Annotated in this window: 18 protein-coding genes; 4 read left to right on the top strand and 14 right to left on the bottom strand. The window is 54.7% G+C overall.

What is annotated here, in order from left to right; genetic code table 11:
* Positions 1-37 precede the first annotated feature (37 nt).
* The 8 genes from JFY74_16175 to cysJ all read right to left on the bottom strand — a co-directional run bounded on the left by JFY74_16175 (position 38) and on the right by cysJ (position 9565).
* The gene (locus JFY74_16175) at positions 38-373 is read right to left on the bottom strand and encodes a DUF3561 family protein (GenBank protein QQG27599.1); all 336 of its coding nucleotides are present in this window, start codon (positions 371-373) and stop codon (positions 38-40) included.
* 56 nt (positions 374-429) lie between these two features.
* The gene (cysC, locus tag JFY74_16180; GenBank protein ID QQG27600.1) at positions 430-1110 is read right to left on the bottom strand and encodes an adenylyl-sulfate kinase; all 681 of its coding nucleotides are present in this window, start codon (positions 1108-1110) and stop codon (positions 430-432) included.
* Positions 1049-2476, bottom strand: a complete 1428-nt coding sequence (cysN, locus tag JFY74_16185; protein QQG30566.1) for a sulfate adenylyltransferase subunit CysN — start codon at positions 2474-2476, stop codon at positions 1049-1051. The genes cysC and cysN overlap by 62 nt, the downstream gene beginning before the upstream one ends.
* A 74-nt stretch (positions 2477-2550) precedes the next feature.
* Positions 2551-3459 (bottom strand): sulfate adenylyltransferase subunit CysD, encoded by a 909-nt coding sequence (gene cysD / locus JFY74_16190; protein QQG27601.1) that lies wholly within the window; start codon positions 3457-3459, stop codon positions 2551-2553.
* 9 nt (positions 3460-3468) lie between these two features.
* A complete protein-coding gene (gene cobA / locus JFY74_16195) occupies positions 3469-4911 on the bottom strand; it encodes a uroporphyrinogen-III C-methyltransferase (GenBank protein ID QQG27602.1) in 1443 nt (480 codons plus the stop codon).
* A 344-nt stretch (positions 4912-5255) separates the two neighbouring features.
* A complete protein-coding gene (locus tag JFY74_16200; GenBank protein QQG27603.1) occupies positions 5256-5990 on the bottom strand; it encodes a phosphoadenylyl-sulfate reductase in 735 nt (244 codons plus the stop codon).
* 12 nt (positions 5991-6002) lie between these two features.
* The gene (cysI, locus tag JFY74_16205) at positions 6003-7736 is read right to left on the bottom strand and encodes an assimilatory sulfite reductase (NADPH) hemoprotein subunit (protein QQG27604.1); all 1734 of its coding nucleotides are present in this window, start codon (positions 7734-7736) and stop codon (positions 6003-6005) included.
* A complete protein-coding gene (cysJ, locus tag JFY74_16210; protein QQG27605.1) occupies positions 7736-9565 on the bottom strand; it encodes an NADPH-dependent assimilatory sulfite reductase flavoprotein subunit in 1830 nt (609 codons plus the stop codon). The genes cysI and cysJ overlap by 1 nt, the downstream gene beginning before the upstream one ends.
* Positions 9566-9919: 354 nt before the next feature.
* Here cysJ and JFY74_16215 point away from each other — a divergent pair, with 354 nt between their 5' ends.
* Positions 9920-11599 carry a hypothetical protein gene (locus JFY74_16215; protein QQG30567.1) on the top strand — a complete coding sequence of 560 codons (1680 nt, stop codon included), beginning with the start codon at positions 9920-9922 and terminating at the stop codon, positions 11597-11599.
* Between the two features lie 50 nt (positions 11600-11649).
* On the opposite strand, the gene JFY74_16220 is transcribed toward JFY74_16215, so the two are convergent.
* A complete protein-coding gene (locus JFY74_16220) occupies positions 11650-12942 on the bottom strand; it encodes a carbohydrate ABC transporter substrate-binding protein (GenBank protein QQG27606.1) in 1293 nt (430 codons plus the stop codon).
* A 577-nt stretch (positions 12943-13519) separates the two neighbouring features.
* On the opposite strand from JFY74_16220, the gene JFY74_16225 reads away from it, so the two are divergent.
* Positions 13520-14854, top strand: a complete 1335-nt coding sequence (locus JFY74_16225; GenBank protein QQG27607.1) for a glycoside hydrolase family 28 protein — start codon at positions 13520-13522, stop codon at positions 14852-14854.
* Between the two features lie 240 nt (positions 14855-15094).
* Entirely contained in the window at positions 15095-15457 is a 363-nt protein-coding gene (gene queD / locus JFY74_16230) for a 6-carboxytetrahydropterin synthase QueD (protein ID QQG27608.1), read from the top strand.
* A gap of 84 nt (positions 15458-15541) precedes the next feature.
* Here queD and queE read toward each other — a convergent pair whose 3' ends face one another.
* Entirely contained in the window at positions 15542-16213 is a 672-nt protein-coding gene (queE, locus tag JFY74_16235; GenBank protein ID QQG30568.1) for a 7-carboxy-7-deazaguanine synthase QueE, read from the bottom strand.
* A gap of 203 nt (positions 16214-16416) precedes the next feature.
* Between queE and JFY74_16240 the strand changes: the two genes are divergently transcribed.
* Complete coding sequence (locus JFY74_16240; GenBank protein QQG27609.1) at positions 16417-17400, top strand: MBL fold metallo-hydrolase; 984 nt, start codon at positions 16417-16419, stop codon at positions 17398-17400.
* Between the two features lie 249 nt (positions 17401-17649).
* Here JFY74_16240 and fhuE read toward each other — a convergent pair whose 3' ends face one another.
* The 4 genes from fhuE to JFY74_16260 all read right to left on the bottom strand — a co-directional run bounded on the left by fhuE (position 17650) and on the right by JFY74_16260 (position 23595).
* The gene (fhuE, locus tag JFY74_16245) at positions 17650-19863 is read right to left on the bottom strand and encodes a ferric-rhodotorulic acid/ferric-coprogen receptor FhuE (protein ID QQG27610.1); all 2214 of its coding nucleotides are present in this window, start codon (positions 19861-19863) and stop codon (positions 17650-17652) included.
* A 208-nt stretch (positions 19864-20071) separates the two neighbouring features.
* Positions 20072-20998 carry an AEC family transporter gene (locus JFY74_16250; GenBank protein QQG27611.1) on the bottom strand — a complete coding sequence of 309 codons (927 nt, stop codon included), beginning with the start codon at positions 20996-20998 and terminating at the stop codon, positions 20072-20074.
* 147 nt (positions 20999-21145) lie between these two features.
* Positions 21146-22039: a LysR family transcriptional regulator gene (locus JFY74_16255; GenBank protein ID QQG27612.1), complete on the bottom strand. Its 894-nt coding sequence runs from the start codon at positions 22037-22039 to the stop codon at positions 21146-21148.
* 227 nt (positions 22040-22266) lie between these two features.
* Complete coding sequence (locus tag JFY74_16260; protein ID QQG27613.1) at positions 22267-23595, bottom strand: CapA family protein; 1329 nt, start codon at positions 23593-23595, stop codon at positions 22267-22269.
* Between the last annotated feature and the right edge of the window lie 31 nt (positions 23596-23626).

Genomic DNA, 23626 nt, shown 5'->3' on the forward strand with positions numbered 1-23626 from the left:
GGCTGTCGGCGTCTTCCGCGCTGGCAGCCTTTTTCTTTTACCACCCCGTCAGAAAAGAAAATACCAACCAGAACAGGCAGACCACCGTCAGCCCTGTCGCAAAAAGCGTATAAAAAAGATAGCCTCTCAGCAAAAAGCTAAACCCGACGCCAACCAGCACTGAAAACGGCATCAGCGCCAGAAAAAACGGCCAAGTGTAGAGCATGAAGAAAAACGTGGTATTGGAGCCGTATACCAGAAAAGGGATAGTAAAGGCCAACCAATAAAAAGAGAACCCCGTGACCGCCCCCATAAACAGGTAAGAAACGCCGTCATCCTCTTCTTGTTGCGCTGGCCGAGTCTTGCTAATCGTTAACTGCGTGGCATTTTGCATAATCTTTCCCATTCCTCCCTGCATCACCCAACGGCGCGGTGAAAAAAGCGGGGACATCAGAGCTTGATAATAGCTCGCTTGCCAAGCAGATCTAACAATTGGTCTGTCAAATTTGTTACTAATTGTTCACCATCCAGATGACTATCCGGCGCTTCCGGTGCTTCATATGCCGAGTCGATCCCGGTGAAATTACGCAACTCTCCCGCACGTGCTTTTTTATACAATCCCTTGGGATCGCGCGCTTCACAGGTCGCTAACGGCGTATCCACGAAGACCTCGATGAACTGCCCTTCGCCCAGTAAATCCTGCACCATTTTACGCTCGGCGCGGTGCGGCGAGATAAACGCGGTCAGGACCACCAGACCGGCATCCACCATCAGTTTGGCGACTTCACCCACGCGGCGAATATTTTCGCGCCGATCGTCATCGGTGAAGCCTAAATCACGGCACAAACCGTGGCGCACGTTATCGCCATCCAGCAGGTAGGTGCTAACGCCACGCTGATGTAGCGCCTGTTCCAGCGCCCCCGCCAGCGTAGATTTACCGGATCCAGACAACCCGGTAAACCAGATCACGACGCCCTGATGACCATGCAGCGTTTCGCGCGACTCTCGGGTGACATCGTGCGCATGCCAGACGACGTTATCGTCAGTCGGTTCATCGCGTAAAGACACGTTATTTGCCTCCCAGCAGATCGCGCGCACCCCAATGTGGGAAGTGGCGACGTACCAGCGCATTCAGTTCCAGCTCAAACGCGCTGTACGCGCCCGGCTCCTGATACACCTGCTCGATAGGTTCCCGTACCAGACCCGCGCCCACCGTGACGTTGCTCAGACGATCGATGAAGATCATCCCGCCCGTCACCGCGTTGTACTGATAGTTGTCCAGCACCAGAGGCTCATCAAAAATCAGTTCAACCGAACCGATGCCATTCAGCGGCAAGTTCTCCGCTACACGCTGCGTGAGCGTATTGATCTCAACCTGATACTGAATATTCTCGACCCGAGCGCGCGTTTTCTTACCGCCAATCTTGATGTCGTAGCTTTGTCCCGGCACCAGCGGCTGCTCCGCCATCCAGACAACATCCACAAGCGCATGTTGCACCGCTTTCAGCGATTCGCCGCTGTCGACTAGCAGGTCACCGCGGCTGATATCCACCTCATCCGCCAGCACCAACGTAATCGCTTCACCCGCCTGCGCCTGCGGTAAATCACCATCAAAGGTCACAATACGGCTGACGGTGGATTCTACGCCGGACGGCAGCACTTTAACCCGTTGCCCAACGCGGATGATGCCGGATGCCAGCGTTCCTGCGTAGCCACGGAAATCCAGATTCGGGCGGTTCACATATTGCACCGGGAAGCGCATCGGCTGTTCCAGCGTGCGCTGTGCCACATTGACCGTTTCCAGCACATCCAGCAGCGTCGGCCCGGTATACCAGCCCATCGTCGTACTCGGCGTCGCGACATTGTCGCCATCTAGCGCGGAAATCGGCACAAAGGTGATATTCAGGTCGGCAGGCAGTTGCTGAGCAAAATCCAGATAATCCTGCTTAAATTGCTCAAACACCGTTTGCTGATAATCCACTAAGTCCATTTTGTTCACCGCCACCACCAGATCGCGAATCCCCAGCAGGGTCGCAATAAAGCTGTGACGACGAGTTTGATCCAATACGCCTTTGCGAGCGTCAATCAGCAGAATCGCCAGCTCGCAGGTTGATGCACCGGTCGCCATGTTGCGGGTGTACTGCTCGTGTCCCGGCGTATCGGCGATGATGAATTTGCGCTTTTCCGTAGAAAAATAGCGGTAAGCCACGTCAATCGTGATGCCCTGCTCGCGCTCGGCCTGAAGCCCATCGACCAACAGCGCCAGATCCAGCTTTTCGCCCTGTGTTCCAATACGCTTGCTGTCATTGTGCAGCGTACTGAGCTGATCTTCATAAATTTGGCGCGTATCGTGCAGCAACCGCCCAATCAGCGTACTTTTTCCGTCGTCGACGCTACCGCAGGTCAGGAAACGCAGCAGCGTTTTATCCTGCTGCGCGTGTAAATAAGCTTCCACACCGCCCTGCTCGGCGATCTGCTGTGCAATCGCATTGTTGATGACGACGGCATCTTTCTCAGCCGCATTTTCTGCCGCTGTGTCTTTTAACGAAATTTGGCTCATTTGACGATTCCTCAGAAATACCCTTGACGCTTTTTCAGCTCCATTGAACCGGCCTGATCGCGGTCAATTACCCTTCCCTGACGCTCACTGGTCGTGGAAACCAGCATCTCTTCGATGATTTCCGGCAGCGTCTGCGCCTCCGATGCTACCGCCCCTGTCAGCGGCCAGCAGCCCAGCGTGCGGAATCGCACCATGCGTTGTTCGATCACTTCGCCCGGTTGCAGATCGATGCGATCGTCATCCACCATCAGCAGCATGCCGTCGCGTTCCACCACCGGACGCGGCGCGGCCAGATACAGCGGAACAATATCGATGTTTTCCAGATAGATGTATTGCCAGATATCCAACTCGGTCCAGTTGGAAAGCGGGAAAACGCGGATGCTCTCGCCTTTGTTAATCTGGCCGTTGTAGTTATGCCACAGCTCTGGGCGCTGGTTCTTCGGATCCCAGCGGTGGAAGCGGTCGCGGAAGGAGTAAATACGCTCTTTGGCACGCGACTTCTCTTCGTCGCGGCGCGCCCCGCCAAACGCGGCATCAAAACCGTATTTATCCAGCGCCTGCTTCAGCCCTTCCGTTTTCATGATGTCGGTGTGCTTGGCGCTGCCGTGCACAAAGGGGTTAATCCCCAGCGCTTCACCCTGCGGGTTGCGGTGCACCAGCAGTTCACAGCCGTAGGCCTTTGCCGTCTGGTCGCGGAATTCGTACATTTCACGAAATTTCCAGCCGGTATCAACGTGCAGCAGCGGGAAAGGCAGCGATCCCGGATAGAACGCCTTGCGCGCCAGATGCAGCATCACCGAAGAGTCTTTGCCGATGGAGTACATCATCACCGGATTACTGAACTCGGCCGCCACTTCGCGGATGATGTGAATGCTTTCGGCTTCAAGCTGCCGTAAATGCGTGAGTCGTTTCTCGTCCATACCCTTTCCTTAAGCCAAGTTTACTACCGCTGGGCGGCTGTCTTGCGGCACCGTCGGCGTTGTCTGACCAAACCAGGCAATCTGATGATGTAAATCCACCACCTCGCCAATCACCAGCAGCGCCGGTGTCGGCGCTTGCCGTGCCAAATGTTCTAACTGTTGCAGCGTGCCAATTTGCACCTGCTGATCGTGTCGGGTGCCGCGACTGATCACGGCAACGGGCGTCTGCGATGAACGACCATGCGCGATGAGCTGCTGCGAAATCTCCGCAGCCTTCATCGTTCCCATGTAAATCGCCAGCGTCTGCCGTCCACGTGCCAGCGTCGACCAGTCCAGCTCGTCGCCATCCGGGCGACAGTGTCCGGTAATAAAAAGTACGCTCTGCGCGTAGTCACGGTGCGTTAACGGGATCCCCGCATACGCCGTGACGCCTGCCGCCGCCGTCACGCCGGGCACGACCTGAAATGTGATACCCGCCTGCGCGACCGCTTGTAATTCTTCGCCGCCGCGGCCGAAAATGAAGGGATCGCCGCCTTTCAGGCGCACGACCCGCTTCCCTTCCTGCGCCAGCTTCACCAGTAGTTGATTAATTTCATCCTGCGGCAACGAATGCGCGCTGGCGCGTTTTCCAACGCAGATGCGTTCGGCGTCGCGGCGCACCAGATCCAGCACGTCGGCGCTGACCAGATGGTCATACAGCACCACATCCGCCTGCTGCATCACCTGTAATCCACGCAGTGTCAGCAGTCCGGCATCGCCGGGGCCTGCGCCAACCAGTGCGACTTCACCGCGTGCGGCCGCTGGTTGCTGCTGTTCCTCTTGCTGATGCACCAGTTGCTGTTGCAATTCGTCTTCGGCCTGCGCCAACTGCCCGGCGGAAACCAGCGACGCAAAGCGTCCGACAAACAGCCGCTCCCAAAAGCGACGACGTGCTGGCATCGAATGCAACCGAGTTTTAATTCTGTCGCGCCAGCTTCCGGCGATGTCCGCCATCGTACCCAAACTGGCAGGCAGTAATGATTCCAGCTTTTCACGCAGTAGACGCGCCAGCACCGGCGCCTGTCCACCCGAGGAAATCGCCACCACCAGCGGAGAGCGATCAACAATCGAGGGGAAAATAAACGAGCACTTTGGCTGATCGTCCACCACGTTTACCAGCAAATGACGTTGGTTCGCCGCTTCAAACACTGCCGCATTCAGCTCGGCATCATCCGTTGCGGCAATCACCAGAAACACGCCGGATAGTAGCTCTGGCGTAAAAGTATGCGCCAGCCATTCAACCTGCCCGGCCTGATGCTGCGCCGCCAACGGTTCCGCCAGCGCTTGTGCGACAATTTTTATCTCCGCACCCGCGCGTTGCAGCAGATCGATTTTGCGCGTAGCAACCTCGCCGCCGCCCACAACCAGTACCGGACGCTGACGAACATCGGCAAATAAAGGGAGATAGTTCACAGTCGCCTTAACTAAGCAAAAAAAGAGATAATGCGACTATACGGTGCGGACAGAACACTTATGAAATGCCGAATTGGAATGACAAGTTCCGTAATGGAATAACACCCTGTTCACAAGTGTTATTCAGGCGATAAAAAACCGGGCTGTGCCCGGTTGAAGTTGCTGACAAAGTCCATAAAGCGGGAGTAACGGATAGATCGTAAAGACGCTGCAAGTACGTCCATATAAGCTCGGATTGCGCCATCCCTGGCGCAAACGCTTTACTCTTCTATTCCGTCACTCCCGTTTGCGTTCTGCAAATAGATTTGCCAGTAGTCTGAAGCTGGCGATGCCCGGTTTCTCTTTTACCCTTCGTGCAGACCGCACTCGCGTTTCAGGCCAAAGAAGCGCGTTTCTTCTTCGGCCATACCCGGTTCCCATTTGCGGGTGGTGTGTGTATCGCCGACGGATAGATAGCCCTGATCCCACAGCGGATGGTAACTCAGGCCATTTCCTTTCAGGTATTGATACACCGTCCGGTTATCCCAGTCGATAATCGGCAGGAATTTGAAGACACCGCGCTGAATCGCCAACACGGGTAATTCCCCCCGGCTGCCAGACTGCTCACGGCGCAGGCCAGCAAACCAGGTTTTCGCCTTTAACTCGCTCAGCGCCCGATTCATCGGCTCGACTTTATTCAGCAGGTTGTAGCGTTCAATGCCCTCCACCCCCTGCTCCCACAGCTTGCCGTAGCGCGCCTCTTGCCAGGCTGGAGATTCAGCAGCGCGATACACTTGCAGATTCAGCGTCAACTGTTCCGTCAGCGCATCAATAAACTGATAGGTTTCAGGAAACAGATAGCCGGTATCCGTGAGGATAACCGGAATATCTGGCCGCTGTTGCGTCACCAGATGCAGCGATACCGCCGCCTGAATGCCGAAACTGGACGACAAAACATAGTCACCCGGCAGATTCTCCAGCGCCCAGCTCACTCTTTCCTGCGCCGACAGCTGTTCAAGCTGACCATTTACGACAGCCAGCGCTGCCGCCTGTTCTGCTTTCGGTAACGCATTGAGCGCCTCAAGGTTAAATTCGGCCATCAGGCTCTCCTGTCAGTCATAAAAATCGCGGGCAGGATCCAACACCGCTTTAATAATGTTGGTACGAATCACGAAATCACCGAAGCCTTCATTCGGCTGGCGATCTTGCGCCCACAGCCCGATAAGCCGATCGATTTCCGTGAGGATCTCGGTTTCATTAATATTTTCACGATACATACGAGGAATACGTGTCCCCTCGCGATTCCCGCCAAGGTGCACGTTATAACGCCCCATCGCTTTACCCACCAGGCCGATTTCTGCCAGCATCGCACGGCCGCAGCCGTTCGGGCAGCCCGTCACACGCAGAACGATATGTTCATCGCCCACGCCGTGCTGCTGCATGATGCCTTCCACTTTCGTGACGAACTCCGGCAGGAAGCGTTCGGCTTCCGCCATCGCCAGTGGACAGGTAGGGAACGACACACAGGCCATCGAATTCTTACGCTGCTCGCTGACGCCGTCATCAATCAGGCCGTGCTCACGCGCCAGCGCATCAATCTTCGCTTTGCTACGCGCAGGAACGCCCGCGATGATCAAATTCTGGTTCGCCGTTAACCGGAAATCCCCTTTGTGGATCTTGGCAATTTCCGCCAAACCGGTTTTCAGCGGACGACCCGGATAATCCAGAACACGACCGTTTTCGATAAACAGCGTCAGATGCCATTTATTGTCGATGCCTTTTACCCAGCCAATGCGATCGCCACGTCCGGTGAATTCATAAGGGCGCACCGCTTCAAATTTGACACCGGCACGCGCTTCCACTTCCTGCTTGAAGTTGTCTACACCCACACGCTCCAGCGTGTATTTGGTTTTCGCGTTTTTACGGTTGGTCCGGTTACCCCAATCGCGCTGCGTGGTCACCACCGCTTCCGCGATGGCCAGCGTATGCTCAATGGAAATGTAGCCCAGCTCACTGGCGGTACGCGGGTAAGTTTCTTTATCGCCGTGCGCGATAGAGAGCCCGCCGCCCACCAGCACGTTGAAGCCCACCAGACGGCCGTTATCGGCAATCGCAACGAAGTTGAGATCGTTCGCATGCAGATCGATATCATTCTGCGGCGGGATCACGACCGTGGTTTTGAACTTACGCGGCAGATACGTTGAACCTAAAATCGGCTCTTCATCCGTCGTTGCCACTTTTTCCTGATCCATCCAGATCTCAGCATAGGCGCGCGTGCGCGGCAGCAAATGCTCAGAAATCTTTTTCGCCCATTCATACGCCTGCTGATGCAGTTCGGATTCGATCGGGTTAGACGTACACAGCACGTTACGGTTCATGTCATTCGCCGTCGCCAGCGCATCCAGCCCGATGCTATTCAGCATCTGGTGTACCGGTTTCACGTTCGATTTGAGAATACCGTGATACTGGAACGTCTGGCGGTTCGTGATACGAATGCTGCCGTAGATCGTATTTTCAGTCGCAAATTTGTCGATCCGCAGCCACTGCTCTGGCGTCATCACGCCACCGGGCAAACGGCAGCGCAGCAGCATCGCATGGCGCGGCTCCAGCTTCTGCTCCGCACGTTCGGCGCGAATATCGCGATCATCCTGCTGATACATACCGTGGAAACGGATTAGCAGAAAGTTATCGCCCCTAAAGCCACCGGTCAGACCATCGTTCAGGTCTTCAGCAATCGTGCCGCGCAGAAAGTTACTTTCTGTCTTCATGCGCTCTGCGTCAGCGAGTTTCCCTTCTACCACCAAGGGACCGGGGTGTTTTTCACTGAAAACGTATTTTTCACTCATTAGTACACATCTCGCTGATAACGGCGCTCAAGGCGCAGATCGCTTAAAAACTCATCGGCCTGTTCACTGTCCATGCCGCCATGCTCAACTATCACATCCAGCAGTGCTCGCTCGACGTCTTTTGCCATACGGTTGGCATCACCACACACGTACAAGTGTGCACCGTCCTGAATCCAGCGCCAGACTTCCGCGCCTTTTTCCCGCAGTTTGTCCTGCACGTAAACTTTATGCGCCTGATCGCGTGACCAGGCCAGATCGATGTTGGTCAGCAGGCCATCTTTGACGTAGCGCTGCCATTCAACCTGATACAGAAAATCTTCCGTAAAGTGTGGATTACCGAAGAACAGCCAGTTTTTCCCTTCAGCCCCATCGGCATCACGCTGCTGCATAAACGCGCGGAATGGCGCAATTCCTGTGCCCGGCCCAATCATGATGACCGGCGCGTCGGAATTCGCAGGCAGACGGAAGTTATCGTTGTGTTCGATGAAGACGCGGATTTCATCGTCTTCACTCAGTCTGTCGGCCAGATAGCTGGAAGCGCCACCAGCGCGCTCGCGGCCTTCGTATTCGTAGCGCACCACGCCAACGGTGATGTGCACTTCGCTTTCGACTTCCGCCTGTGAGGAGGCAATAGAGTAAAGACGCGGCGTCAACGGACGCAGCAGACCCAGCAGTTGCTCCGCCGTCAGTTCAGTCGGCGCTTGTCGCACCATATCGACCAGCGGTGTGCGCTGTGCAAACTGTTGAAGCGCAGGCTTATCGGCCAGCAGCGATAGCAGAGTTTCATTACGCGACAGTGCCGCATACTTCTCGACAATCGGTGCCGTGTTCTGCGTCAGCTCGAAGTGGCTTTTCAACGCCTGCGATAATGGCAGCGTCTTGCCGTCAACGCTGATGGACTCATCGCCTTTCAGCCACAGCAGTTCCAGCAATTCCTGCACCAGCGCGGGATCGTTATCGAACCACACGCCCAGCGCATCTCCCGGCTGGTAGCGCAAACCAGAATCGCCCAGATCGATCTCAATATGGCGAACATCTTTTTCGGAGTTACGCCCGGTCACTTTCTGATTGACGGCAAACGTAGCATGCAGCGGTGAGGATTTGCTGTACGGGCTGCTGGTAATTTCATCCAGTGCGCCCTGAGCGGCAATCTGTGCTACCGCCGTTCCCTGAACCGGCACCCGCGCCTGCAAAATATCAACCAGCTGGCGTCGCCACTGTTCGGCAAGCCCCTGATAATCGACATCAGCATCAACACGATCCAGCAGACGTTCCGCACCTAACTCAGCCAGACGGCTATCGAAATCCTTACCCGCCTTGCTGAAGAATTCGTAAGAAGTATCACCCAGACCAAACACGGCAAACGCGGTGTCTTTCATCTCCGGGGCTTTTTTGGACAGCAGGAACTTGTGCAGCGCGACGGCTTCTTCCGGCGGCTCCCCCTCCCCCTGCGTCGAGGCGACGATCAGCAGCAGTTTTTCCTGCCCGATTTGCTTGAATTTGTAATCACCCGCATTGACCAGATTGACGGACAGCTTGGATGCCAGCAGATCGTCACGCAGCTGTTCCGCCACCCGACGTGCATTGCCGGTCTGTGAGGCGGAAATCAGCGTAATCGTTTGTACCGGCACCGTGACTGCGGATGCTGTCGTTGCCGTGGCAGCGATCGCCCCCGGCTGCACATTCCCTGGCTGCTGAACTAAACCCCAGAAATAGCCGGATAACCAGGCTAGCTGCGTCGATGAGAAATCACCGGTTGCCGCCTGTAAACGCGTTAATTGCTCCACACTCAGCGGAAGCAATGAAGTGGGGGAAACCGGAGTAGTCATTGTGATTTCTGTTTCCTTGTGCCTGTGCTATTAGCCAACGACGCTAATACAAAAATAGGCAATAAAAAGATGGGTGGAGGATAAGGGTAACGATCTGCATCTTAACAATTAAAGAAATGATGGAAATATTAAATAACCAAAATGACTAAATGGTTTTTCTGATAATCCTTATTGCTTAAAGTGTTATAGCTGACTGGACGCCTCTGGAGAGCCTATTTTTGAAATTATCCAGTATTGACCGCTCTTCTATAAAGAAGCGAACAGGCTCACATTTCTGGCGTTCGCCGCAGGAATTTATCCTTTGCGATAACACATCAATGCGATACTCACGCCAGTGGCAACAGGAGAAAAATGATGTGGCAACGACGCGCGCTGGAACTCAATACGCAGGATATTTGGCACTGGCAACAGGTCATCTCGGTCGTCGATTACGCCCGTGAACACGGCTTTACTACGCTGGTGCTAGGCGCGGCGGATTTGCTGGATAAACTAGTGACGCCGGAAGCCTACAATAACGCGCGTTTTGACGATCGCATCAGCAGCCAACAGCGCTCCCGCTGTGTTTACCTGAATCAGGTCGCGGCGCACTGCCGTGAACAAGGGCTGGCGCTGTATCTGCAATGCAAAGAGCTGTCGTTTCCCACGGATCTACTGCTTCATCACCCGGAATTGCTGGACGACACACATAGCCTCCGCATGGATACCGATTTTTGGTGCGATTACCTTGCCGCCAAAGTCGAACTGTTGATGCAGCAAATTCCACGGCTGAGCGGCCTGCTGCTGGCGATCTCCAACAGCGATAGCCTGCTGCGCTTTTCCGCCCCTTCCGGCGATGAGATCAACGGCGTCGTTCCCGTTACCACGCACTGGCCGACCAACGCCGACAGCGAGCAGATCTATCACCGCTTATTCTCCGCCGTCGCACGCGTAATGCACTATCACCAGCGCCATCTGGTATTGCGCGCGTTTCCCGCCAGCCATCAGGATATCGGTAATGTCCTGAACGCCATTCGCACGCTGCCGGAATCCGTCTCTGTCGCCATCAAAGTCACACCGGAACGCTTCTGGCCTGAGTTCCCCAATAATCCGGCGCTGCTGGACATCAACGGGCGTGAAGTCTGGGTTGAGCTGGATCTGGCTGGCGAAGAGGTCGGCTGGGGCAATCTCCCCTTCCTGCGCTATACCGAAGTTCAAGGAAGGCTGTTGTGGTGCCGGGAGAAAAATCCCGCGATTATTAGCGCCCTGTGCCGCATCAGTTGGGAAGGGGTGGATAATCACAGCGTGATCGGCACGCTGAGCGAATTCACACTGTTTGCCTGTTCGCGGCTGCTGACTAACCAGACCGCAGCGGCAAACGAAAGCATGCTGTTTGCACAGTGGCTAATGACGCGCTACCAATGGCAGCCGGACGATACCGTGCTGCATGCGATGCTCGCCTTGTTGGATCAGGCTCATCAGGCCATTTCCCTGTCGCTGTATGCGCGCCACCACGTTTTCCATCGCCACAGTCTGCTGCCGACCAGCTTTGGTCAGGCGATCTGGAGCCTGTACGGCCAGCTCAACCGTAACCACTGGCTACCGGGTTCCGGTCAGGATATTACGTTCGATCCGCAGCATGCGGAGCTGGCTTCGCAGAATCTCTATCACATCGCGAAAGAGAAAGATGCCGCGTGGCAGTTGGCCGAACAGTGCCAGCAAGCCGCACTGCAATTCTCCCGCGAACACACGATGCCGGAAGCGCTGAGAGTGCGCTGGCAGCAGGAATGGCGCGGCCTGACGCTGTATTGCCGCGCCTTTGTTCACGCACAGAAAGCCTTCTTTACGCTGCACTATTGCAAGCAGGTGGAGAACAACTGGACGCTGCGGGAAATCGCCAAAACCAATATTCAGGCGCTGTACGGGATTGGGCATGAAATGGAGGATTTCTGCCTGCAACACCAGGATTATCCGGTGAGCCTGCATGTGATGTTTGATGCCGGGCGTCCACGCGCGTTAGCCGATAGCCTGCAACAGCAGTTGACTGAACTCACGTAACGCACCAGCAGTCCCTACCTTAATGAATAACGATCTTAATCAGTAACGATCTAGCGAATCACTCGTTTCAGAATGCGCTCACCTGAACTGCTGAAGTTTTTCGCCGATTCTTCCACGCTCTTCTTGCCATAGTCGAGCTGTTCGATGGTTTGCAGGATCAGGCTGGCAAGCTGCGGATCTTCAAGATACGAGGACACCGGCGTTTGCATCGGTTTTTGCAGCGCCATCGAAAGCCCAGCAACCGACAGATCGTTTGTATCCAGCTTCTGCTTTTCTTCCAGCGCTTGTCTGGCGATACGGCTGAGCGGAATGCCGCGCTCGGTACCCATCAGCAGCGCACCTTCAGGATCGTTCATCAGATAATTCAACAACAGCGCCGCTTCTTTTGGGTGCTTGGTATTCTTACTGATGGCAAACAGCATCGACGGTTTGAAGAACTGCCCGGAGTTATCCGATCCCGGCGTCATGATGTAGGGCCCTAATTCGAGCTTACCCGGTGCTGCCAGCGGATCGGCGTACTTCTTCACGACCGAAATCCACAGGTGTGCCCCACCGTATTCCCCGTTAATCCAGGGGCGTGTTTCATACATCCCGACTTTGCCAAACGCGTTGTAATACTTCGAAGATGGCATCACATGTTCGTCGATCAAACGTTTATAGAAGCGAAACGCCTCGATCCACTGCGCCTCACTGTAGTTAAAGCGCTTGTTCTTTTCATCGATCATGCCGATCTGGTATTTCTGCGTCATGTAATAATTGATCAACTCCAGCACGCCTTCACCGCTGTCCTGCGCAGGCGAGGCGATAGGGAAATAGTTATCGCCCAGTTTCTCTTTAAACACCTTACCCGCATGGAACAGCTCATCCCAGGTGGTGGGATACGGCAGCCCGGCCTTCTTCCAGGTTTCCGTGTTGTAGTACATCACCAGCGCATTCAGCGAGGTGGAAATCGCGTTCACCTTACCGTCAATTGTCGCGGGTTTCAGCGCATCTTCGGGGAAATCCTGTACTTTCAGCGTATCGGTCAGCTTATTCAGGTCATAAAATCCGGTGCCCGCCTTGGAAAAAATCGGCAGCCAGTTCCAGTTTACCTGAAGCACATCCGGTTCTTCACCGCTGGCAATCTGCGTTGTCAGACGGGATAAGTGCCCGTCCCAACCGGTATATTCTGGTCTCACGCTGATGTTCGGATACTTTTTCTGAAACGCTTCCAGCGCCGTCAAAGTCGCCTGATGACGGCTGTTTCCTCCCCACCAGGAGAGGCGTAATTCCACGGGTTCAGCAGCCTGCGCGAACGAACAGAGCGCAGAGAAGGCGATGACAATCAGTCCAGGTAATCTCATTTTTCCCCCAACGACATTATTATTGTGTGTGTTTGGCGTACTGGTGTGGCGTATGGATGAGAAAGCAGGTCGGGTACACAACCGCCTATTGTCTTGGGAATCAAGCTATCCCTGACCCTGACAAGATAGGCAGAACCCGTTTTATCGCGCTAGTCATCACGACGGGAAAACGCGTGATTTGCGGGGCTGACGGAAGAAATGCTGATGACTGCACCGCGTTAGCGGGCGTTTCAACCACGTGGTGTGAGCCCTATGTGATGTGGCAGGGAGGTGCCTCACATCATTAACCGCCGCACCACACCAAAAAGAGATTTGATTCACAAATAAGACACACAAAAACAACAAAATCACGCCGCGCGCGCGGCAAAAGCGGGAAAACGGCGCAAAAGCGTGATGAAACACACACGGCATAACGCGCCACATCGTCCTCTTCGTTATGCCTTTCACATTCTCTTACGCCACGCACCGTGCGCTGTGAAGCCCGCTCCAACCTGCGCAGATTTGATCACGACAGCCACAGCCAAAGGCCAGCAAACGTGCTGCAATCGGAGCAGGCTCGATCAGATAGGATAAAGCGATGAAGCACTCTATTCAATCATACTCCCCCGCCGCCGACGGTATCACGCCGGATACTGCCATCTTTCAGCAGGCAATCGATCGGATTGCGGCACAGGGTGGCGGCACCCTGACGGTGGAACCGGGGCGCTATCTGTTAGGGGGATTGCTGCTACCTTCCAATTTTTGTCTGCAATTGGAGGCGGGCGCTGAGCTCATCGTCAGCGGTGACTATGAACAGTTTGCGCAGGCCACGACGATCAGCATGGCAGAGCTGTCGCACCGTGCATTTCTTTATGCCTACCAACAACGCAATATCACGATCTGCGGTCAGGGTAAGATCATGGGAAATGCCGACGCCTATTTCTCTGCGGAACCCGACGATCAAGGCTATCGCCTGCCTGCACAGCATCGCCCGCGCATTGTGGTCTTTGAGGATTGCGAACACGTCCGCCTGTGCGATTTTACGATTGAACATGCTCCGATGTGGACCGTGCATCTGGTCAGCTGTCGCCAAATCATCGTCGAACGGCTGACGATTGATAACGATCTGAGCATGGCGAATACCGACGCGCTGGATCTTGATAGCTGCCAGCAGGTGCAAATCAGCAACTGCTCGCTGAGCGCCGCCGACGATGCGCTGTGCATCAAAACCACCCATAAGCCGCCCCATCTACAGCGTAAGGTGCAGCAGGTCGTCATCAGCAATTGCCTACTGCGATCCAAGAGCTGCGCTCTGAAGATCGGTACCGAAACCTTTGCCGACATCGAAGATATTTCCGTCAGCAACTGCGCCATTTACGATACTAACCGCGCGATCGGCCTGATCTCGCGCGATGGTGGCGCGTTCCGACGCCTGCAGTTCAGCAACATCACGTTCCAGTGCGTTGCTGCACATCCCTGCCATTGGGGCAAAGCCGATCCGATCTTTATCTCCGTGCGCTATCGCGATCCCGCCATCGAACCAGGCCGGATCGAGGCAGTGCAATTTTCTCAGATCGCAGGGATCAGCGAGGGAGCGATTAACCTGCACAGCACGCCCGCAGGCTACATTCGGGATATCCATTTCCATGCCGTGCATCTCGAACAGCGGCAGAGCGACTCACCGGAACAGGGCATGTACGATGTGCGTCCCCCTTGTAACCCAGAGCGCCCGACGGGTATGGGGCTGGACAATGCGTATCGGGTCGATCCGGCGACAGGCCGTGCCTTCGGTGTCGACCATTACCCAGGCGGCATGCCCGCGCTCTTTGCCCGTGGCGTTGTGAACCTGACCACCAGCCACATGACGATCCACCGCCCCGATCCGCTGCCATCAGGCTGGCATCATGCCGAGATCGTGCAGTTGGAAGAATAGTAGTCTATCCAGTAGGCGTTATTGGTGCCGCCAGTTTGGACACGGACAGCGCGCAAAAATCGGAGCGTACACGTAGTACGTGAGGGTTTTGAGCACTGCCCAGGTTCAAAATGGCAAATGAAATAGCCTAATGGAGTAGGCTATAAGTGATTCATCCGACACTTTCGGGTAGTATGCGACGGTTTTTTGCATACTATGTTCTGAAAGCCCCTTTTTCAGAACGAAACCGGGAACATCGCTATGGTCACTACGCTATTTAAAGATTTTCAGTTTGAAGCCGCGCATCATCTGCCCCACGTACCAGACGGCCACAAATGCGGGCGGCTGCATGGGCACTCTTTCATGGTGAGACTGGAAATTACCGGTGAAGTGGATCCGCATACCGGCTGGGTGATGGATTTCTCCGAGCTGAAAGCCGCGTTCAAACCTACGTGGGAACGGTTGGATCACCACTATCTGAATGAGATCCCCGGTCTGGAAAACCCAACCAGTGAAGTGCTGGCGCACTGGATCTGGCACCAGTTGAAGCCGACATTACCGCTGCTCAGCGCTGTGATGGTGAAAGAAACCTGTACCGCCGGCTGCGTCTATAAAGGCGAGTAATAAAGAAGTGGTGGTGCTGTAGTCTGGCGTGAGCATCCTTCTCTCACGCCGCTACGATCGGTCGCTATTATCAGTAGATGAATATCAGGCAATATTCAGGTATTTATGTGTCTGCATAGACAGCCGCCAGTTGCGGGCGATGCAGGTCTCAATACACAGTTTGGTCGCATCGTCTTTCTGGCTGATCGGCTGTAGCGCCACAATCCGCGGCTTATCATCATCAAGCCGCGCCAGTAATGCATCCAACGCCTCAATGTCACGCTCACGCGCCACCGGATGTTTGATCTCATCCGCCCGTTGCAGCGCCTGATCGAGCACTTTCATACCGCCACGCATATTCACCTTCGGCGATACCGTCACCCAGGTTTTGGGCGAACAGCGCACCTCATGCGTGCCGCTGGTTTCGATCTGGCAGCTGAAACCCTGCTTTTCCAACTGTAGCGTTAGCGGTGCCAAATCGTGGATGCAGGGTTCACCGCCGGTGATCACAATGTGGCGTGCCGTGTAGCCTTCCTGTGCCATCAGCGCCAGAATGTCGTCCGCACTCGCCGCGCCCCAGGCATCGCTTTCTTCCGTTTTTACCAGCACCTGATCCAATGAGGTTTCCCGCTCTGCCAGTTTGTCCCAGGTATGTTTGGTATCGCACCAGCTACAGCCTACCGGACACCCTTGCAGGCGAACAAACACCGCCGGCACACCGGTAAAATAGCCTTCGCCCTGTAACGTCTGGAACATTTCATTAATCGGGTACTGCATGGTTTTCACTGTCTCGTTCACTTAAAAATGCAGTATACCCTAAATCATTCGCGTTGCAGGACGCCAGCTACGCGCTGGCAAATTTAGCTGGAACACACTGCATCAGGGGCAGTTGAGTAATTCGCCCCGCGCGTCAATAATCAATCTGTTGTTACAACTTCACCTGCTTTCATACGTTTCATTATTAACAAGGATAAGAATCAATGAAGTTATTGAAACCTCTAGCCCTATTACTCATCTCGAGCGCCTTTGTGCCTGCATTTGTTCAGGCACAGGATATCGCTCAGATTAAAACTCAGCCGGGCTATTACCGCATGATGCTGGGCCAGTTTGAAATTACCGCGCTGTCTGACGGCACCAACACCATGCCGATGGATAAGTTGTTGCAGCGCACCCCACCGGAAAAAATCACCGAACTGCTGGCAGAGAAATCGCTGACGCCGCAGGTGGAAACCTCTATCAACGCCTATTTGGTCAATACTGGGAAACACCTGATTTTAATAGATACGGGCAACGGCAAGCAGAGCAACCCTACGGTGGGAAAAGTAATGCCGAATCTGATTGCGGCGGGCTACAAACCTGAACAGGTCGATACCGTATTGATGACTCACCTGCACGGCGACCATTTTGGCGGTCTGGTGCAGGACAAGAAACTCAGCTACCCAAATGCTACCGTGTATGTCAGCCAGCCAGAAACCGACTTCTGGCTCAGCCCGGATAATCTGAAGAACGCCCCAGAGAACAGAAAATCTGCGTTCCAACGCGTGCAAAGTACCTTTGATGCTATTCGCAAAGAGAACAAGCTGAAAACGTTCCCAGCTCAGCAGGCAACATTGTTACCCGGCATCACCGCGATCCCAAGTCCGGGTCATACGCCGGGGCACACGTCTTTTCTGATCGAGAGCGAAGGCAAAAAACTGCTGGCCTGGGGAGACATCATTCATGCGGAAGCGGTGCAAATGAGCTTACCGGCTACCACCATCAGCTTTGACTCAAATATGGATCAGGCGACGGAATCCCGTAATAAGGCGCTGGCCGACGCCGCCAGCCAGGGTTACTGGGTTGCAGGTGCTCACCTGCCCTTCCCCGGCATCGGCCACGTGGGTACGCGTCTGGAACGTAACGGCACCACCAACGGCTATCGCTGGCTTCCAGTGAATTACAGTGTGGCAGGATTATCGCAATAATCTCCTTGCCGTCACCCAAGCAGGGGGCAGTTCCGCCTCCTGCTCCGCAGGCACCTCCACAATTTTCTCATACAGCCACTTTATCGCCGGATTACAATCTTGCTTTGCATGCCAAATTGATCTTACCTGCGCTAAATTTTCGTCGAGTAGGTAGCCTCTTCTTTGCCAAAGCGATTAAACAGCAGCGCCATGATGATTCCCAACGACAGGCCATCTCACCGTCGGGAAAGCCACTCACATCAATACAAGCTAGAACGCATAGTTAACCGTCATTGAGACGCTGCGCGGCGTGCCATACACGGCATAAGGCGCAAGGTAGTCGCTATACTCTTTATCAAACAGATTGTTGATATTCGCCTGTACCGCTAACTGCTTGGTCACCTGATAGCGACCAAACAGGTTAACCAGCGCATAGCTGCCCTGCTCGGCACGCAGCGTGGTGTTTTGCGGGCCAGAGCCTTCCTGCCAGATGCCATTTTGCCAGTTCACGCCGCCGCCAACGGTTAAGCCCGGCACCATTGGCAACTGGTAGCGGGTAAACAGCTTGAACGACGTGCGCGGCTGTTCTGGGTTAACCGACTGACCGTCCTGATCGTCAACAACATAGCGCGAACCGCCAAACGTCATTTGCAGGTTGTCCGTCACCGCACCGTTCACTTCAAACTCAATACCCTTGCTGACGACACCATCAACTGAACGGTAGGCAAATTCGCCACCGCCGCCGGGAATTACGATTCCCGTTGACTGTCCCACATTATCCTGTTCGATACGGAAAACGGATACCGACGCGGTCAAGCGGCTGTTATACCAGTCTCCTTTAACACCGGTTTCGTAGTTTTTGCCTGTCGTAGGAGACAGGTATTTTTTATTAATATCTTTTTGCGTTTGCGGCTGGAAGATATCGGTATAGCTAGCGTACGTCGACCAGGTATCGTTGATGTCATACACCAGACCCACATAAGGCGTAACGCGATTATTGCTGGTATCACCCGTCGAACCAATGATGCTCCAGTCGGTATAACGCGCGCCTGCAATCAGATGCAGCGGATCGGCCAGAGAGAAACGCGCCGAGGTATAGAGTGATTTTTGACGCGTGGTTGAGTGTTCATAATCTGCCCAAGCACCCCAGGCTGGATCGGCAATATTGCCATTCCAGTTATAGTAATTACCCATGTCTGCCGAGCTGATCGTCGATTGCGAGTTATAGAACTGGCTGCGCTGTCGATTGTAGCTGCCGCCTATCACCAGCTCATGTTGGCGTCCCAGTAGCTCGAACGGGCCGGAAGCATAGGTATCAATCGCATCAACCTTACGGGTTCCCTTATTCCATCCACCGTAAGCACCGACATTGTAGCCATACGGATCAACCAGTATTCCGGTATCTTTATCCGGGAAGCCATTGGCATACATCAGCTTGGAATCAAAGTTGGTTTCGCCATGCGTCCCGTTCACACGCACTTGCCAACCGTTATCAAAACGCTGAGTCAGATCGGCGAAGACTTTTCTCGATGTTTTATCGGAGTAGCTCCAGTTAGGTGCGGAGTTAAAACTACGGCCGAAATTCGTACGGCTGCCGTCAGTGAACCACGTCGGCAATCCGCCCCACGTTGGGCTATCGGTATTGGCTTCCTGATAATCATAACCGAGGGAGAGCGTCGTCGAATCGGTCACATCGGCATCGATCACGCCGTAGAGGAATTTTTTGCGGCTGTGGTAACGGTCGAGCCAGGTGTCGTTATCCTGATAGCCCGCAATGACGCGTCCACGCACATTACCGGACTCCGTCAGCGGCGCAGACAGATCGGCCACCATCCGCTGCTTATCCCACGACCCGTAGCTGCCGGATACCGAGCCTTTAAATTCACGACTATCGGCATGCTTGCGCACCATGTTTACCGCGGCAGAAGGGTTGCCCGTTCCGGTCATTAACCCAGTCGCCCCACGCACCACCTCGATACGATCGTAAATCGCCGTGTCTGAGCCTGAATCACCAAAATCCCAAATTTCGTTAACCACCGTCGGAATATCATCGAACAGGTAGTTAGTGATGCGGAAGCCACGCGCAAAATACGTCACACGTTCGGAGTCGATAATTTTGGAGGACACACCCGTCGTGTTCGCCATCACCTCACCAATCGTTTGCAAGCCCTGATCTTCGATACGCTGCTGGCTGATGACGCTCACCGACTGTGGGATATCACGCGGTGTCAGCGTCATCTTCGTTCCGGCGTTAGTCACTTTCACGCTGTAATCCTGCGGATCGCTGGCTTCCGCGCTGGCATTGGCATTAGCGCTAACGACAAGCGTATCGCCTGAAGCGGGATTTTCTTCGGCAACGGCCTGAGCGGGCAGGAAAGAGGCTGAGATCAACAGGGCAAGAAGAGAGACTCCGAATGGTTTTACTCCGGCCAGCGAAGAATCACAAACGCGCGTTTTTTCGGCGCGAGTAACTCTAAAAGACATGGTATATCCTCGGTTAACTGATGGTGATTTTGGCGAGATGCTGAGGCGTTTCTTGTCAACATTTGCACAGAAAGGTAAATGATAACTATACGCATTATTATTGTCATTTCAACGTAAGGATTAATTCATTTAAAATACAAATAGATAGAAAAGAACAAATCACCACATCGTTAGCAAGGCATTGTTACAAAAAGAACATTCGAGGAATTTATAACAGTCCGCTCAGCGCAAGGACGGCAATCGGCAGCGCAATGCCCGCCACCAGTGTCTGAACCGCAATGATTCCCGCCATCAATGGCGCATCGCCCCCCAGTTGACGAGCCATAATGTAAGACGACGATGCCGTCGGCAGCGCCTGAAACAGCAGTGCGGCAATCGCCGCGGGGCCAGACAGACCAAAGAGGTGGCAGGCGACGATCGTCACCAGCGGCATCGCAATAAATTTCGCGCATGATGCAATCACTACAGGGCGCAGCCAGCTACGCGCGGCAGAGAAATCCAGCGCCGCGCCCACGCATAGCAGCCCGAGCGGCAGCGACGCCTGTCCCAATGATTTCATTACCGGCTCAATCCCCGGCGGCAACCCTAACCCGGTAATCTGCAAAGTAATGCCGATGGCACAGGCCACCACCAGCGGGTTTAGCGCCAGCAGCCGCACGATATTCTTGAATGACGGCGTTCCGGCATTGCCGTAGCGGGCGAAAATCAAGACACAGAGAATATTGACCGTCGGCACAATCGCCGCGTTCGCGACGGCGGCAAGCGCCACACCGTGTGCACCAAATAGCCCGGCAGCGGCAGACACGCCAACGTAGTTATTAAAACGGACGCCGCCCTGAAATATCGAGGTAAACGCCGCATCATCAACGGGAAAGCAGCGGCGTACTGCGACCAGCCCGACAGCGACAGCCAGCGTCGAGCCCACCAGCGTCAGGATCATCGCCACTACCGGCACGCCATCCAGACGCGCTGTCGCCAGCCCATGTAGAAATAGTGCGGGAAGCAGAAGGTAATAGCCCAGCCTTTCAGCCTGTGGCCAAAATGCCGCCGTCAGAAAAGCACGCTGACGTAACCACGAGCCCAACACGATCAGTAGCGCGATAGGCAACAGCGCCAGCAGGAGCGAGGCGATCATAGGCTGAAACACCACGGCGCAGAAAATGAAAGAAAGAAGGATTGCGGGTTAGACACCATGAGTCAGTACCTGAAAGTGAAGAAACTGGCACTACCATAGCGGAACTTCTGATGAGAAAAAAACGAGATTAAATCGACGTTAACTCAATTATTTCTCATGGATGACATCATCACCAGACTGTGTTCGAATCGCTTCCGCCAGCGCCGCAGCAAGGCGTGCTGCTGGTCGGTCTTCACGCTCCAACAGCACAACACGACGCTGCTGCTGAGGTTCGCCGAATGGGATACAGACCAGATTATCCAAACGGTTCTTCTCCCGCTCGGACAGTGGAATCACCGCTACGCCAAGCCCACTAGCGACCATCTGAATAATCGCGTCCTGACTGTCCAGCTCCATATCGGTTTGTACCCGCAGCCGCTGGCGGCGCAGCTCGCGATCGATAGTTCGCCCAGCCCAGGCACGACGATCGAAACGAATGAAAGGACGATCTTGCAAGAGCTGTCTGGCATCCAGAGATGCCAGCGTCGGTGGGGCAACGATCCAGAATCCTTCCTGATACAGCGGCGTGCTCACCAGACCGGTTGGATAGGGTTTTACCGGCTCGGTGGTCACAGCGGCGTCCAGTTCGCCAGCATCAATGCGAATTGCCAGCTCCGCCGACATCCCCGAATTCACCAGAACACGCAAGCGTGGATGAGCGCGACGCAATGCGGCCAGCGCAGCGGGCAAAACGCCAGCCAGTGCGGTCTGGATTGCACCAATTCGCAGGCGTCCGGCCAGTTCCCCACCCTCGCCTAACTCGGCGGCAATGCCGTCATACTGCGCAAGGATATCCCGCGCCTGCTCCACCGCACGATGTCCGGCTTCGGTGAGTACTGGGATGCGACGTGAGCGATCGAAAAGCGACACCTTGAAGTCTTCTTCCAGGCTGCGGACATGCAGGCTGACGGCAGATTGCGTCAGGCATACGGCTTCAGCCGCGCGGGCAAACGATCCATACTGAGCAATCGCAACCAACGTGCGTAAGGCTTTTAACGACATTCGATCGGCTCTCCGATAGAGGAAAACAGGGTAAAAAGGGGCGTTTCTTGCCAACATTTGCACAGAAAAACCAAAGATCGCTAAACGCAGCCAACCCAAAGCAGCGTGAAGTATGACGGGTATAACAGCCCGGTAAAGTGAGAAAAGAGAAGCATAGAGGAAAAACGAGCGGGAAAATATTCACCTATGCCTCTTTCATGAGGCATAGGCTGACAGAGAATTGCCGTTTAGGCTGCTTCAATCGCGATCGTTCCGAGCGCCTCGTCATAGCGTAATACCGTGCCATAGCGTGCACTCATGCGCGTCAGATCGGCCGCAATTTCATGCCCGAGAGCCGCAGACACCGTAACGGGTAAGCCGCGATCGAGCGGGCGTTCACGGTTCATCCCCAGATCGAGAGGCAATAATGTGAACTGTAGCGCCCCGTCGGCGTAATCCAGCAGCGCGGCACAGTTTTTGGAGAAACGGGATTCAGCATTGAAGCCAATGAAATTCTCCTCCCGATCTTTTGCGCGCGCCCGGTGCAAATCGGAAGGACGCGCATCGTGCTCGTAGCCATAAGCGGTATACATTTCTGGCGCGATAATCGATTCACCCGCTTCAAACTCCATCAGCAGGCTGCCCAGATTGTAAAAAATCGGGCGTTTATTATAAATTTCCACCCCACGCAGGAAATGCGCGCCATGCCCCACCACCGCTGATGCCCCCGCATCAATGGCCCGGCGGGCAAAATCTTCGATAAATGCTGGCGGGTGTGGGGCATACCAGCCATCGCCTTCCCCTTCATGCGTATGAAGGCTGACGATGGCGACATCAGAACGGTTTGCCGCATCGCGTACGCTTTTCAGAATCGCGGCGCAGTCTTCTTCATTCATAAACGTGCGAACGTGAGCCTGTTCGCCGCGCTCTATCTGTATCGAACTTTCAAACAGCGAACCGAATTTAAAACGATCGGGGCCCTGATCTGCCATCACTTCAATTCGGGCACCTTCACGATTGCTGGCAGCGACGCCAAGCAGTTCAGTGATCCCCTGTAGTTGCTCGAATTCCTTGTCCGGTAATACGTAAGCTCGCCCCCAACGTAGCGGGTTAAGACCAGGGCGTGCGACCACACTGCCCCCTGCGACACTCGCGGCAAAGATTTCCGAACGGGTGCTGCTGACGGCAACGACACCGACTCGCCCTTTTGGCGTATCGAGGAACCGCGCCGCACGGGCATCATCAAGGTTACGCCCTACGCCACAGTGAACCAGCCCGCGTTCTTCTGCTGCATCAATGGTATCAACGACGCCTTCCCAGCCAAAATCCCCCGTGTGGTTGTTGGCAAAAGAAACCAGCTTGATATTTAAATCAACAAACTCGTCCAGCGTTGCCTGCTTCACCGCCGTGATATAGCCACGACCCGCCGCAGGTGGCGTGGTGGGTTTTGGGCAACAAAATTCGGCATTGGCGAAAACCGCATCCGCCGCCGCAAGCTGATCAACGATATTTTTATCTACTCGCGCGGCCAGATTGCGACTGGAAAACAGTAAATCCCCACAGGCAATAATTCGCATAGCATGACTCTCTTTTAGAATGATTTGTCGT

Origin of the sequence: Pectobacterium carotovorum, from assembly GCA_016415585.1 — a bacterium.
In the GTDB taxonomy this organism is placed as follows: Bacteria; Pseudomonadota; Gammaproteobacteria; order Enterobacterales; family Enterobacteriaceae; genus Pectobacterium; species Pectobacterium carotovorum_K.

Coding starts and splice junctions, on each gene's coding strand:
- JFY74_16175 (QQG27599.1), bottom strand. CDS start 373: ATGCAAAATGCCACGCAGTTAACGATTAGCAAGACTCGGCCAGCGCAA.
- cysC (QQG27600.1), bottom strand. CDS start 1,110: ATGCGCTGGTACGTCGCCACTTCCCACATTGGGGTGCGCGCGATCTGC.
- cysD (QQG27601.1), bottom strand. CDS start 3,459: ATGGACGAGAAACGACTCACGCATTTACGGCAGCTTGAAGCCGAAAGC.
- JFY74_16200 (QQG27603.1), bottom strand. CDS start 5,990: ATGGCCGAATTTAACCTTGAGGCGCTCAATGCGTTACCGAAAGCAGAA.
- cysI (QQG27604.1), bottom strand. CDS start 7,736: ATGAGTGAAAAATACGTTTTCAGTGAAAAACACCCCGGTCCCTTGGTG.
- cysJ (QQG27605.1), bottom strand. CDS start 9,565: ATGACTACTCCGGTTTCCCCCACTTCATTGCTTCCGCTGAGTGTGGAG.
- JFY74_16215 (QQG30567.1), top strand. CDS start 9,920: ATGTGGCAACGACGCGCGCTGGAACTCAATACGCAGGATATTTGGCAC.
- JFY74_16220 (QQG27606.1), bottom strand. CDS start 12,942: ATGAGATTACCTGGACTGATTGTCATCGCCTTCTCTGCGCTCTGTTCG.
- JFY74_16225 (QQG27607.1), top strand. CDS start 13,520: ATGAAGCACTCTATTCAATCATACTCCCCCGCCGCCGACGGTATCACG.
- queD (QQG27608.1), top strand. CDS start 15,095: ATGGTCACTACGCTATTTAAAGATTTTCAGTTTGAAGCCGCGCATCAT.
- queE (QQG30568.1), bottom strand. CDS start 16,213: ATGCAGTACCCGATTAATGAAATGTTCCAGACGTTACAGGGCGAAGGC.
- JFY74_16240 (QQG27609.1), top strand. CDS start 16,417: ATGAAGTTATTGAAACCTCTAGCCCTATTACTCATCTCGAGCGCCTTT.
- fhuE (QQG27610.1), bottom strand. CDS start 19,863: ATGTCTTTTAGAGTTACTCGCGCCGAAAAAACGCGCGTTTGTGATTCT.
- JFY74_16250 (QQG27611.1), bottom strand. CDS start 20,998: ATGATCGCCTCGCTCCTGCTGGCGCTGTTGCCTATCGCGCTACTGATC.
- JFY74_16255 (QQG27612.1), bottom strand. CDS start 22,039: ATGTCGTTAAAAGCCTTACGCACGTTGGTTGCGATTGCTCAGTATGGA.
- JFY74_16260 (QQG27613.1), bottom strand. CDS start 23,595: ATGCGAATTATTGCCTGTGGGGATTTACTGTTTTCCAGTCGCAATCTG.